The following is a 13479-nucleotide window of genomic DNA, read 5'->3' on the forward strand; positions in this document are numbered from 1 at the left end:
GATTAGAACTCTTAAAATGTTTCTATCCTAACACCGGTGCTAAAACGTTTTAACAATATTTATTATATTAGCGAACAACCAGTTTCCTAAGCGAATACTAACACACAAATAACCAGATAATGAATTCTTTTCTATTAAAAAAGGCACGTCTGAAGATCGTATTAACCAGTGCTTTTGCCTCTATCTTCCTCTTGCAAGGCGAACTACATGCGCAGGATAAGAAAAACTTACAAGCTGATGCAAAAGCTATCGTCTCTGCAGACGATGCACGTTTCACAGTTCTCACGCCACGATTGGTGCGGATGGAATGGGAGCCCGGAAAAAACTTTGATGATCATGCCTCTTTTGTAGTGGTAAACCGCCGGCTTCCTGTACCAAACTTCTCTCAGAAACGTGAGAACGGCTGGCTGGTGATCAATACCAGTGAGCTGGAACTCTCCTACAAAATGGGTTCGGGAGAGTTCAATGCCCAAAACCTCAGGATCAGGTATCTCAAAGCCGACTCGGTGAACTGGATTCCGGGTAAAAAGCAGAGATATAATCTTGGAGGAACCACCCGTACTCTGGATGGTGTGGATGGCGACTTTAGCAGGCATGCAAACCATAAACTAGAACTAGAAGACGGCCTGCTTTCCAGGGATGGCTGGTATTTCTTGAACGATTCTTCATCCTTGAGGTTGGATAACAGCGACTGGCCATGGGTGTTCAGAAAAGAAAGGAAAGGTCAGGACTGGTACTTTATGGCTTATGGGAATGATTTTAAATCAGCATTGCGCGACTTCTCATTAATTGCCGGCAAGGTGCCGATGATCCCACGCTATGCCTTCGGCTATTGGTGGTCAAGGTACTGGAGCTATTCAGACAACGAACTCCGCACTTTGGTAGGTTATATGAAAAAGATGCAGATCCCTCTGGATGTGCTGGTGGTGGATATGGACTGGCATCGCCAGGGCTGGACCGGATGGTCCTGGAATAAAAGCTTATTTCCTGATCCTGGGGCCTTCCTCGACTGGACCAATAAATCCAACCTAAAAACTACACTGAACCTGCACCCTGCAGACGGAGTTGCAGGATATGAAGACGATTATATCTCCTTTGCTTCAGCAATGGGCCTGGATACCACCGGACGCAAAACGGTACCCTTCATTGTTTCTGACAAGAAATACATGAGTTCACTCTTCAACAAGATCCTGCGGCCAATGGAAAACAAGGGAGTTGATTTCTGGTGGCTCGACTGGCAGCAGTGGCCTAACGATAGAAAGATCACCAATCTGAGCAATACCTGGTGGTTAAACTATGTGTTCTATACGGAAATGGAAAAGAACAGGAACACCAGACCGATGCTTTACCACCGTTGGGGCGGACTCGGAAACCACCGTTATCAGATCGGCTTCTCCGGCGATACCTTCATCTCCTGGAGCTCACTTGAATATCAACCTTACTTTACCAATACGGCATCGAACGTATTGTATAGTTACTGGAGCCACGATATAGGAGGACACCAATTCCGTTCAGGAGAACGCACTATGGATCCCGAGCTTTATACACGCTGGGTGCAATACGGCGTTTTCAGTCCTATTCTACGCACTCACTCTACCAAGAACGGTGATATTAAGAAAGAGCTTTGGAACTACAGTCAAACCTATCTAAATGCCCAGGTAGAAGCCATCCGCCTGAGGTATACCCTCGTACCCTACATCTATACCATGTCTCGCCAGACTTACAACGACGCTATTGCACTTTGTCGTCCTATGTATTACGATTATCCCGGAAATAATGAGGCGTATTCATTCAGCAGGCAATACATGTTTGGCGAGAATATGCTCATCTCCCCTATTGGCAGCCCTTCAAAGGAAGGCTACTCGAAGGTTAAAGTATGGCTACCTGCGGGGAATGACTGGTACGAGTGGCACACCGGGACATTGCTTAAAGGAGGCAAGGTTTACGAACGTTCATTCAGTATAGATGAGTACCCTATATATATTAAAGCAGGCTCTGTCATCCCTATGTACACCGATAAGGTTGATAACCTTGATAAAAATCCTGAAGATATTATTCTGGGAATTTATCCAGGAGGCTCGGGCAGTTTCAATCTGTATGAGGATAATGGAAACGACAAGCAGTTCGAAAAGGAACATGCGATCACTAGCATTACGTCGAAGGTGAACGGCAACCAGACTATAATCAACATCAGTGGAGCAACGGGAACGTACAAGGATATGCCGGCTAAACGTAACTATCATTTGAAGTTATACGGATCAGAAGCTCCTCAGAAAGTGCTTATAAATGGAAAAGCTGTAGAATTCAACCCGAATGCAACATCCGGAAACTGGACCTACCAAGGTAAAGATCTTAGTCTTAATATTTTCCTTCCAGAAGTAAACAGCAAAAAAACTATGCAGGTAACGGTTGTTTACGACAAGGAGCAGGATCTTAATATCCAGAATGGTACAGTGGAGAAATTTAAGAGGTTATCTGAAATCACATCGGAGATTAAAAACCTCGATAATGGAATCTATCTTCCGGAAATCCTTGGCGAAACAGAAGAAACGAACCGCATGCTGGAATACCATCCCGATCAATTTGCAGAGTTGATGCGGAAGTTTAACCAGAACTACGAGAAATTACCTGGGGTTATCCAGGGAATAAAAAGCATTGGGGCGGAAAATCAGAAGAAATTGATTAAGAAGCTCCAATATAACCAGGGCAATTAGACCCCTTACAATTTTAATTTTGAAAATGAAATGAGGCTGGCTGAAAAGCCGGCCTTGTTTTTTTCCTCCCGAAACCTCAAAATCTTAACATTTTCTTAATCAAAAATTCTCCCTCATGTAAAGCATTGCATCAATCTTTGTTGCATGGAGACCGCAGCCAGTCTTAAGGAAAGTTGTCTAGTTAGTTTCAAACTGATCTACTACCGTTATCATGAGAAATTATACTCCTACATTCTAAAGAAAACCTCTTCGGCCTACCTTGCTGAAGAAGTGGTTCAGAAGAGTTTTATTCGATTATGGGAAAACAGGGAGATCCTGCCAGAGGATGTGCCCGTAAATGTGCAGCTATTCCGAATGGCACGAACAATTTTAATTGACGAACTAAGAAAGGAGTCGGTACGCTTTAACCACCTTAACCTTGTAGCCGAAACGAGTCCTGCCTTTACCAGTGCAGATCCGGTAGCAGAAAAAGATGTACTTAGACATGTGTATCTGGCCATCGAGCAACTGCCTCCTATCAGAAAAAATATTTTTAAGCTTAGCAGATTTAACGGACTAAGCAATAAGGAGATTGCAGAAATGCTTGATCTTTCCCCAAAAACCGTAGAAAACCACATCTACAATGCCCTCAAGCAATTAAAAGCCTGCCTTGGCATCCTACTGTTCATGCAAATTTTCCCCTAGCTCTATTAAGTTTATGTTAACAGTTGGGGGCTGCAGCCATGATGCACGTATTACCAGTATATGCAGCCCGGAAAAGAGGACATCGATAAATTTTTCAAGCGAGAGACAAGTGAAGAAGATTCGCAGAAGGTCTGGAAGTTTTTAAAGTCGCACCCAGAGGAACTCGAACAGTATTTGAGCGAGGACGAGTGGCTCGAACAGGGGGATGTTAAGAAACTGCCGGGCGAGCTAACGGACCGCATGTTGTCGAAGATTGAATTATCCATTCAAGTTCCGGCAAGAAAAACAGTCGTGATGCCGCGAATGGCAATAGCAGCATCCATTACCCTGCTGATACTGTGTGCGGCGCTGCTTTATCAATTCCCGGTAAAAAAAGAGCAGGCATCAGTAGCAAGTACGCCGGTCAAAGAGGCTGTTGTGCTACCATACACTCATACCGTTGCAAATTATACCGGCAAGACGATGATGATCAACCTCGAGGATGGTTCGGTGGTGGAACTGAAAGACAAAAGCCGGCTGGAATATTCAAAGCCGCTTGGGAAGCATCGCCGTGACCTGAAGCTGAAAGGTGAAGCAGTGTTCCGGGTGGCAAAAGATAAAACACGCCCATTCACTGTTTTCTCGGGAGCGCTTGCTACCACTGCCCTCGGTACTGTGTTCCAGGTATCAGCACATAGTGAAAAGCATATCAAGGTACACTTGCTGGAAGGTAAGGTAGTGGTAAAGCGACAAGAGGACAAGGCCGACAAGCTGGAAGAAAAATACCTTGTTCCGGGAGAAGAGTTACAATACAGCATCGGCAAAGGTATGAAGGTGCATCCCTTTAGCGAACACCTGAAAACAGCTACCGCCATCAAAGTGGGTAGTACTTTAGTAACGGCAGACAGTATTGCCTTCAAAGACCAGAAGTTACCGGAGGTACTGGAAGTGCTAAGCAGGGAGTATAATCTTCAGATCGTGTTCACGGCAAAAAAGAAATCGAGGAATACGTTTACGGGTAGGTTCAGTAAGTCAAGCGATAGCCTTGAAGAGATTCTGACCACCATTGCGGAGTTAAATCATCTGGTTTTGAACAAACAGGAGGATGGCTTTATCATAACAGAATAATCATCAATATATCAGAGTTTTTGAACGCCTGAAAAGGCGTAACGGGAATGCTTTATCTAAATTTTCATACATGATGCAAACATTTACAGGTTTTATGAAAGTATTGTACGTCGCAGCACTACTAAGTGTGCTCCACCTACAATCGCTTTACGCTCAATCGAAAGCGGCAGTCACGGGGATCGTCAGAAGTCAGAATGACGAAAAGCTACCCGGAGTAAACGTAAAGGCAATCAACACCTCCAACGGCAAAACGTACACCACCAGTACAGACGTTTCGGGGAATTTTGCGTTCTCGAACCTTCCAAATGGCGGGCCCTATAACTTCTCCTTTTCCTTCATTGGCTTTGAGCCAATGACCCTAACGGGTTATAACGTGGATCAGCGAAGCCAGATTTCGCTTGCCGTAAGTCTTAAAGAATCCAACTCTGTATTATCGCAAGTGGTAGTTACCGGGTACGGTACTTCAAGTAAGGCGGATATTACAGGAGCTGTCACAACAATCAAGCCGGAAGAATTCAATCAGGGTGTAGTAAGCAGTCCCGCACAACTACTTCAGGGAAAAGTAGCTGGCTTAAACATCACCAGGAGCGGCGACCCGAACTCCAAAGGTTCTGTTATTCTTCGTGGCCCTTCTACCCTTTTAGCGGATGCTCAGGAGCCTTTCTATGTGATCGATGGAGTACCTGGTGCATCCATAGACCTTATCGCTCCTGATGATATCATGAGTATTGACGTGCTTAAAGACGCAGCTTCAACAGCAATCTACGGGTCAAGGGCAGCAAATGGTGTGATCCAGATTACTACACGAAGAGCAAAGAACGGTCAGTCAAGGCTCTACTATAGCGGTTATGCGGCCAGCGAGAATGTCTCCAACAGAATTGAAATGCTGACTGGCGACGAGTTGCGGGCCTATCTGGCTGCTAATAATAAATCGCAAACTCCAAACGATAATACGGGCGCAAACACTAATTGGCAGGATGAAGTAAGCAGGACAGGGATTTCTCAGAACCATAATGTTTCCTTCAATGGGAATTCTGGTGGAACCGCCTATTCTGCCAGTATGAACTATTTAGACAATAATGGTATCATGAAAGGCAGCTCGATGGACAGGATGATCATTCGGGCGAACGTGGAGCAAAAAGCATTTAAGGAAAACCTACGGTTAAACTTAACAGCCACCAACAGCATCACAAATAGAACAGATATTCCAGCATTGGTGTATCAAAATATGCTGAACTATTTGCCAACGGTAGATATTAAGAATGCCGATGGTACCTACAGAGAGGATTTCTCAAGAACCAGGAACTATTTGAACCCGGTCTCCCTGATCGAGAATAATGACATCAATTCGAAGACACGAACTTTTCTTGGGAATATCCTTGCCGAGGTGAAACTCCTTCCGGGATTGAGGTACACCTTCTCAGGGTCGATGCAGGATGAGCAGAACACGATGAATGTTTACAATAATCGCTTTTCGGGCCTTGCACAAGGGTTAAACGGACAAGGTATAAGAGGCACAGAGGCCATCACTAAAAGAGTATTGGAATCCTATTTCAATTATGACAAAACGTTTAACCGTCACGGGTTAAAGTTACTTGCGGGATACTCCTGGCAACAAGATAAGCCTGGCGATGGATTTCAAATTTCCAACACCGGTTTCGTAACAGATGCCTTGACTTATAATAATCTCGCTTTAGGGGATAACTATAGAAATGCATCCATTCAATACGGGGATTTCCGTATCATGACGGTACGACTGATTTCATATTATGGAAGATTGAACTATAATTACGATAATAAATACTTGTTACAGGCTTCTTTAAGAAGGGACGGGTCCTCTGCTTTTGGAAAGAACAATAGTTGGGGATACTTTCCCGCTTTTTCCGCTGGCTGGAGAATTACGAAGGAGAAGTTTATGCAGAACCAAAACATCTTTGACGAGTTGAAACTACGGGGAGGATATGGTGTCTCTGGAAACTCTTTAGGATTTAACGCATTCACCAAGGTTTTCCTTTATGCTCCTCAAAAGAAGGATAACGGTGAGCCAATAAAGTTTTACTATGACGGCCGCTTTATCAACTCGATAGGACCTTATCAAAATGACAACCCCGACTTGAAATGGGAAAAAACAGCGATGGCAGACGTCGGATTAGATATCTCTATCCTTAAAGGCAAGGTAAATGCTTCTGTTGACCTATACGACAAACGAACATCCGATCTTATCTGGAACTATCGAGTTTCAACCACCCAGTACTTTGTAAACAACCTTACTGCAAATGCCGGAGAAGTAAGTAATCGGGGAATAGAGGTTATGCTTCGTGTGAGTCCTTTTTCTTCAAAGCAGTTCAAATGGAATTCCAGTATGAACTTCTCCCATAACACTAATAAAGTTGAATCACTTTCAAATGATAAGTTCACCCTCTCAAGTATTCCTACCGCCTACCTGGGAGGTAAAGGGCAATCAACTAACTCGTCGCAAATTGTAACAGAGGGTTTGCCGATCGGTTCCTTTAATATTTATAGGTATGCTGGTAAAGATGAAAAGGGTGTTACGCAAATGTTTAAGACAGATGGCACCCTGACAACCGCCCCAACTTCGGCCGACTTTTCTTACGCAGGAAATGCCCAACCAAAATTTATGTACGGCTGGAACAATAGCTTCAGCTACAGAAACTTTGACCTCAATTTCTTCCTTCGGGGTGTGTATGGCAATAAGGTGCTTAACGCCACCCTGGCAGGTTTAAACAATCCCGGGGATGCTACCACGGTGAACATCCCGAGGTTTACTCTTAATGAGTCGGCAGCAGATAATAATGCTTATCTAATCTCCGACAGGTTCCTGGAGAACGGTTCATACCTTCGCATGGACAATGCTACTCTGGGCTATACATTTACTAGCCCCTTAAAGTCGCTAAGCAAAATGCGCATCTACACCACAGCTAATAATCTTTTCGTCATCACTAAGTATCGTGGGATAGATCCTGAGGTTAATATGGGTGGCTTGGAGCCAGGAATTGACAATAACAACTACTATCCTAAAACACGCTCATTTTTATTGGGCCTTAATGTAACATTCTAAAGAAACAGACCATGTATAAGATAAAAGCACTTGCAATCCTACTTGTTGCTGCAGTTTTTACCGCTTGCTCCAAACTTGACGTGGAGGTAGAATCAGAGCTTACTCCTGAAAATTTCCCCAACAATCCGGAAAGCTTCATTGCCGCTACTGGCCCCATCTACACGCAGTTACGCTCCATTTATGCTGTACAATACTGGAGAATGCAGGAGTTATCTACAGACGAAGCGATCATTCCTGCCCGTGATGGAAACTACGATGACGGAGGTCAGTACAGGTTCCTTCATCTGCACACCTGGACTCCCGATCACCCCAATGTAAAGGATAACTGGGAATGGGGATTCGGCGGCATAAATACCTGCAATCGATTATTGAAGCTTTTTGAACCAGTGACCGAGAGTAAAACAAAAACACAAACAGTGGCGGAGATCCGTGCAATGCGAGCCTTATTCTATTTCTTTATGATGGACCTTTATGGAAACGTTCCTATTATTTCCAGCTTTGGCGGCACAGAACTCCCCCAAACCGCAAAAAGAGCTGAGGTATTTAGCTTTATCGAAAAAGAGCTGAAGGAAGTTTACCCGGCATTAAGCATGACAGCTGGAACCTCAACCTACGGGCGCCCGACCAAATGGATGGCATTTGCCCTGCTGGAGAAGCTGTATCTGAATTCCCAATACTATACCGGCCAGCCAAAGTTTAATGAAGCGGTAGCAATGGCCGACAGTGTCTTGATCGGTGCGAAAAATGTTTATTCGCTCGACGCAGATTATATGACCTTGTTTGCTCCTGAAAACGGTCCGCACATTAAGGAAACTATCTTTGCTGTTCCTTACGATGCGAACGTAGCGGAAGGCATGCAATTTGCGCGCTTTGGCTTGCATACTGCTATACAGAATAAATACAGCATTCCTTTCCGTCCGAGTATCGCTCTGAGCACCATCAAAGAGTTCTATGAAAAGTTCAATTTACAGGGCGACGTGAGGAACAACACCTGGCTGGCTGGCAAGCAGTATGAGCTAAATGGAAGTCCTATTATTATAAAAACTACTAAAAAAGGATTAGATGCCTCATACGCCGGTACTGATGGTGCAGCATCTGTAAACTATCACCTGGAATTCACTCCAGAAATGCCACTGGTGAAACCAGCTACAATGGATGTAGGAAATGACGAACTAGGTAAGGCACGTGGTGTTCGTTCTATCAAGTACTATCCGGACAAGAACGCCAATTCCAATACACGCCATTCAAATAACGACATGCCAGTGTTGCGACTGGCAGATGTACTAATGATGAAAGCTGAAGCGATCCTAAGAGGAGCAAATCCAACTACAGTGAACGGCGAATTGCAAACAGCAGATGTTCTGGTAAATAAGATTCGCTCCAGAGCAAAAGCACCTTTGGTAAGTGGCATCACACTAGATGGCTTATTAGAAGAAAGGGCTCGCGAGTTCGCCTGGGAAGGCTGGAGAAGGAACGACCTTATCCGCTTCGGAAAGTTCGAATCAGCCTGGGGTTTCAAAACCAATACCGAAACATTCAGAAGGATCTACCCTATTCCTACCAGCGAAAGAGCTTTAAATCCGAAACTGGAACAAAACGAAGGTTATACTAAATAGCTAATAAAAAGGCAGGGACCCGAAGCGGTAGCCTGCCTTTTTCCTTTTAACATACGTTTAAAGTTTTGCCTTGATGCAATTCCATTCTCTTTATAACATGAAACGCCTGATCATTTTCATTTCCTTAGTCCTTTTTAAAGTCCCAATAAGTTTTTCACAGCATCAGCAGAGCAAGCCGACCCTTAATTTTATTGTTATGGGCGATTGGGGACGCAATGGAGCAGATCATCAGAAACAAGTAGCGGCACAAATGGGGAAAACGGCTACTAGCCTCCGTGCAAATTTCATTATCTCTACGGGCGATAACTTCTACCCCAGCGGTGTTATCAGCGAACATGATCCTCTATGGAAAGTATCGTATGAAGATATTTACACCGACTTTTCTTTGCAGTGGGATTGGTACCCCGTGTTAGGGAACCACGACTATAAGTCGAACCCCGACGCTCAAGTTGCCTATTCGAAAATTAGCAGGCGCTGGAAGATGCCCGCCCGTTACTATTCCAAGAAAGTCCCGATTAATGGTGATACCACTAAACAAGTGCTGTTCGTATTCATCGATACCAATCCCCTAATTCCTGAATTTTACAAGAATTCTGAGTACGGGCCGAATGTCCGCAGCCAGGACAGCACGGCTCAAAAGCAGTGGATGGAGCGCGTGCTTAGTGATAAAAGTCCCAATATTCTCTACAAGATCGTTGTCGGCCATCATCCCCCTTTTACTGCGGGCGGCAGGACGAATGCTTACGATACAAAGGCCGTGCGAAGCTCGCTGCTGACCTTACTCGAAAAACACAAGGTCGATTTCTACCTGGCAGGTCACGAACATAGTCTGCAGCATTTAGTTAGTACTGGAAAAACCGAATACTTTATCTCCGGTGCAGCTTCCGAGATAACGCCGGTACATAAGATCCCTGAGGCAAAGTTTGCTGCCTCGGAATACGGCTTCTTCGTTTTCTCTATGGACGAGAAAACGGCCCAGGTACAGGCGATTAATCACAAGGGAAAGGTGATTTACCAGTACTCTAAAGAAAGGGAATAAGCCTTGCTCGCCTAATACCAATCATAACCAAACATAGCAAGTTTCGGATTGCCGACGCGGCCACATACATCAATCTTTGCTAAGCAATAAAAACTAATAAAATGCAAAGATTTAAAGACAAAGTAGCTCTTATTACGGGCGGAACGAGCGGAATGGGATTCGCGACAGCAGAGCAATTTATCAACGAAGGCGGTAAAGTGATTATAACCGGCCGAAGCGATGAAACGGTAAACAGGGCAATTGAGAACCTGGGAACAAAGGCTTTTGGAATAGTGTCAAATGCCGGTAGCATGGCTGATATATTCCGTTTGAAGGAGCAGATAAAGCAATATACAGAAGAGATTGACTTGCTATTCGCCAATGCAGGGTACGGAAAGTTCGCCGGTGTTGCCTCGGCAGACGAGAAGCATTTTGACGAGCTCTTCAATACTTTGGTGAAAGGAACATTTTTTACCGTGCAGCAAGTGTTACCCTTACTAAAAAAGGGAAGTTCGATTATATTGAACACTTCTTTTGTAACCGAAATGGTACTGCAGAATTTCTCTGTGTATTCAGCTGCAAAATCAGCAGTACAGTCGTTCATTAAATCATTTGCAGCAGAGTTCACCGAAAAAGGTATCCGCGTAAACGGGGTCAGCCCGGGCCACATCAAAACTAACATCTTCAATAACACAGGTCTAAACCCGGAACAAATTGAAGGAGCCATACAAAGCATTGTTCCCCTGATCCCATTTAAAAGATTTGGCGAACCTGCAGAAATCGCCGAAGCCGTTCTATTTCTGGCCTCAGACCAAGCTTCCTACATCCATGGAACAGAACTAAGGGTAGATGCAGGAATATTAGTGATAAGATAATGGGACGGAGGCTGCTGTGGAAGCAGCCTCTTTTAATATTAAACAAAAAGTTAAAGCCCTCCGGACGGTACAAAATTATTATTTGATCGCTTTCGTAATATCGTAATTACAACTAGCACAAATGTTGCTATGATAAACGATTAAAAGGAGGCATTTTGGAAGTCTATTCTTTTTTAAAGCAAAAAAGATACAGTATCAGGGCAATTCTAATTATCCTGCTTGTTTCCTTCGCTATCACAGCTACCAATTATTATACGATCAAAATCCTTTCCTCTATCCGAGGCTATGTAAACGGGGAATCCCAGTACTCCAGAGCGCAGAAAAACGCCACTGCCCATCTCATAGACTATATCTATACCAGAAACGAATTATCTTATAAACTTTTCAAGAAAGAGCTCTCTGTTCCTATTGCTGACAGCTTGGCGCGGATAGGAATGCAGGAATCAAAACCCTACGAACGCATTAAAAAAGCTTTGGTCCTGGCACGCAACCATTCGGACGACGTGCCAAACATGATATGGTTGTTTGTAACCTTCCAAAACTTCCCCTACTTTAAGGAGGCAATTTATGAATGGAAAAGAGCCGACGTATTCGTTGGAGAACTTGACAGGATTGCCTACAAAATAAAACACGGGCAAGTCGAAATCCAGGACACCACTGAGCTTCTTGCCAGAATAAATGCCATTAATAAAAGTCTCACCTACCATCAACAAGGCTTCTCCAGCATTCTTGGTGAGGCAAGCAGGGTTATTACGCAAGCGCTGTATTATGTCAATTTCTTCTTTGTTATCCTGATCGTTGCTATCGGTGGCAGCTTTTGCTATGAACTGATTAACAAGCTGCAGTCTACGAAAGAAGAACTTGCGCGGCAGAACTATGTAAAGGAAGAGTTTATGAGCATTGCTGCTCATGAATTAAAAACGCCGCTCACTTCAATGAAGGCTGGCCTGCAAGTTCTTGATAAATTTACGCGTAGCAATCCACAGGCTCACAAAGTTCAGCCATTCGTTTTTAATTCTAACAAGCAAGTAAATCGTCTCATAAACTTGGTCAACGAGTTATTGGATGTTACGCGGATCGAACAAGGAAAGCTAACCATCTCAAAGAAAAAGACAAATCTAGCTGAACTAATAAACGAAGCTGTTGCAGAGGCTTCATCGTTATTCAATCATGATATTATCTACACAAAACCTCTCGAGGAGACTGCGGTAATGGCAGATCCCCAGAGAATGCTGCAGGTATTAATAAATCTACTTTCGAATGCGGCAAAGTATTCTCCCAAGGCAACCGAGGTCCACCTATGGATGGAAGTTGAAAATCAAGAGGTGCGGGTATTCATTCGCGATTTTGGTGTCGGCATTCCAAAAGAAAAGATTCCTATCCTTTTCCAGAAATTTTACCGGGTTTACGAGAATGAGACCGTAATTCAAGGTTTGGGTTTGGGTCTGTTTATTTGCAAGCAGATCGTTAACGGGCACGATGGTGATCTTGGGGTGACAAGTTATGTGGGAGAAGGAAGCACCTTCTGGATTTGTCTACCGCTCGCTGATTATCAAGCCTCCTAAAACAAACTCCCCTGCTGCCCAACACCTGCACCTCCTCCGCTTCCCTTCCCGTAAACCGGCAGCTTCTCCCCCCAGTCATAAAACTCATCCTTGGTCTTTTCATCATCACGGATAGCTTTTGCGCCACGAATAGTAAATACAGGATGATGATAGAGCTCGTCAGACGCTATCCGGTATTGGAAAATAGCCCGGATATCATCATCAGACAAAGCAGGATCTAGCCAGGTCTTTTCCAATTCAGGTGCAAGAAAGAGCGGCATCCGATGCTTGTTGTCGCCGTCGTTGTGGATCCATTCCATCAACTCATTGGCTTTACGGGTGATCATGGTAAAGGAAGCAACATTGAAGATCTCGCCTGTACTTTGATTTACTTCTTCGCTTATTTGATATAAAGCAGGCAGGTAGAATCCATTACGTCCCTCTGGCTTTACCAGGTATGGGATCTTGTTTTTAAAGCCCGCTACTTTTCGATGCTCGTAAACTCCGGTAGCGGGAATCAAACAGCGGTTCTTTCGTAAGCGATACCAGTACGATTTCTTGTCTTCCAGAATACGTTCGCTCTGGGCATTAACCATATTCCTTCTCCTGATTTCCCGCATCTTTGGATCCTTCTCGTAAGCCGGGATCACTCCCCAGCTCATTGGGGTCAGATAAAGCTCCTCATTCTTCGGGGCAACAATTGGATACTCCGGTAAGATTTCGCAGGTCACATGAGCCCAGGCATCCTTTGAAGCCTGATCAATTCCCGACAATTTGATCTCCGGAAAAGTCTCGGTAATAACCTGTATTTCTGAGTGGAAGGATATGTCTCTGCACATAAT

General features: G+C 44.3%; 9 protein-coding genes. 8 read left to right on the plus strand and 1 reads right to left on the minus strand.

The window, feature by feature from the left end; genetic code table 11:
• Positions 1 to 119: 119 nt before the first annotated feature.
• The 8 genes from J4N25_RS05380 to J4N25_RS05415 all read left to right on the plus strand — a co-directional run bounded on the left by J4N25_RS05380 (position 120) and on the right by J4N25_RS05415 (position 12658).
• Positions 120 to 2714, plus strand: a complete 2595-nt coding sequence (locus J4N25_RS05380) for a glycoside hydrolase family 31 protein (RefSeq protein ID WP_207421115.1) — start codon at positions 120 to 122, stop codon at positions 2712 to 2714.
• 144 nt (positions 2715 to 2858) lie between these two features.
• Positions 2859 to 3398 (plus strand): RNA polymerase sigma-70 factor, encoded by a 540-nt coding sequence (locus tag J4N25_RS05385; protein ID WP_207421116.1) that lies wholly within the window; start codon positions 2859 to 2861, stop codon positions 3396 to 3398.
• A gap of 60 nt (positions 3399 to 3458) precedes the next feature.
• On the plus strand, positions 3459 to 4505 hold the full coding sequence (locus J4N25_RS05390) for a FecR family protein (RefSeq protein WP_207421117.1): 1047 nt from the start codon (positions 3459 to 3461) through the stop codon (positions 4503 to 4505).
• Between the two features lie 70 nt (positions 4506 to 4575).
• A complete protein-coding gene (locus J4N25_RS05395; RefSeq protein WP_207421118.1) occupies positions 4576 to 7584 on the plus strand; it encodes a SusC/RagA family TonB-linked outer membrane protein in 3009 nt (1002 codons plus the stop codon).
• A gap of 11 nt (positions 7585 to 7595) precedes the next feature.
• Positions 7596 to 9200, plus strand: a complete 1605-nt coding sequence (locus tag J4N25_RS05400; RefSeq protein WP_207421119.1) for a RagB/SusD family nutrient uptake outer membrane protein — start codon at positions 7596 to 7598, stop codon at positions 9198 to 9200.
• 73 nt (positions 9201 to 9273) lie between these two features.
• The gene (locus tag J4N25_RS05405) at positions 9274 to 10239 is read left to right on the plus strand and encodes a purple acid phosphatase family protein (RefSeq protein WP_207421120.1); all 966 of its coding nucleotides are present in this window, start codon (positions 9274 to 9276) and stop codon (positions 10237 to 10239) included.
• 101 nt (positions 10240 to 10340) lie between these two features.
• Entirely contained in the window at positions 10341 to 11093 is a 753-nt protein-coding gene (locus tag J4N25_RS05410; protein ID WP_207421121.1) for an SDR family oxidoreductase, read from the plus strand.
• Positions 11094 to 11248: 155 nt separating this feature from the next.
• Positions 11249 to 12658 (plus strand): sensor histidine kinase, encoded by a 1410-nt coding sequence (locus tag J4N25_RS05415; RefSeq protein ID WP_207421122.1) that lies wholly within the window; start codon positions 11249 to 11251, stop codon positions 12656 to 12658.
• Here the strand turns inward: J4N25_RS05415 and J4N25_RS05420 are convergent.
• Positions 12655 to 13476, minus strand: a complete 822-nt coding sequence (locus tag J4N25_RS05420) for an SOS response-associated peptidase (RefSeq protein ID WP_207421123.1) — start codon at positions 13474 to 13476, stop codon at positions 12655 to 12657. The genes J4N25_RS05415 and J4N25_RS05420 overlap by 4 nt on opposite strands.
• Between the last annotated feature and the right edge of the window lie 3 nt (positions 13477 to 13479).

This window comes from Desertivirga brevis (genome assembly GCF_017355835.1).

Coding starts and splice junctions, on each gene's coding strand:
- J4N25_RS05390 (WP_207421117.1), top strand. CDS start 3,459: ATGCAGCCCGGAAAAGAGGACATCGATAAATTTTTCAAGCGAGAGACA.
- J4N25_RS05395 (WP_207421118.1), top strand. CDS start 4,576: ATGATGCAAACATTTACAGGTTTTATGAAAGTATTGTACGTCGCAGCA.
- J4N25_RS05410 (WP_207421121.1), top strand. CDS start 10,341: ATGCAAAGATTTAAAGACAAAGTAGCTCTTATTACGGGCGGAACGAGC.
- J4N25_RS05420 (WP_207421123.1), bottom strand. CDS start 13,476: ATGTGCAGAGACATATCCTTCCACTCAGAAATACAGGTTATTACCGAG.
- J4N25_RS05380 (WP_207421115.1), top strand. CDS start 120: ATGAATTCTTTTCTATTAAAAAAGGCACGTCTGAAGATCGTATTAACC.
- J4N25_RS05405 (WP_207421120.1), top strand. CDS start 9,274: ATGCAATTCCATTCTCTTTATAACATGAAACGCCTGATCATTTTCATT.
- J4N25_RS05400 (WP_207421119.1), top strand. CDS start 7,596: ATGTATAAGATAAAAGCACTTGCAATCCTACTTGTTGCTGCAGTTTTT.
- J4N25_RS05385 (WP_207421116.1), top strand. CDS start 2,859: ATGGAGACCGCAGCCAGTCTTAAGGAAAGTTGTCTAGTTAGTTTCAAA.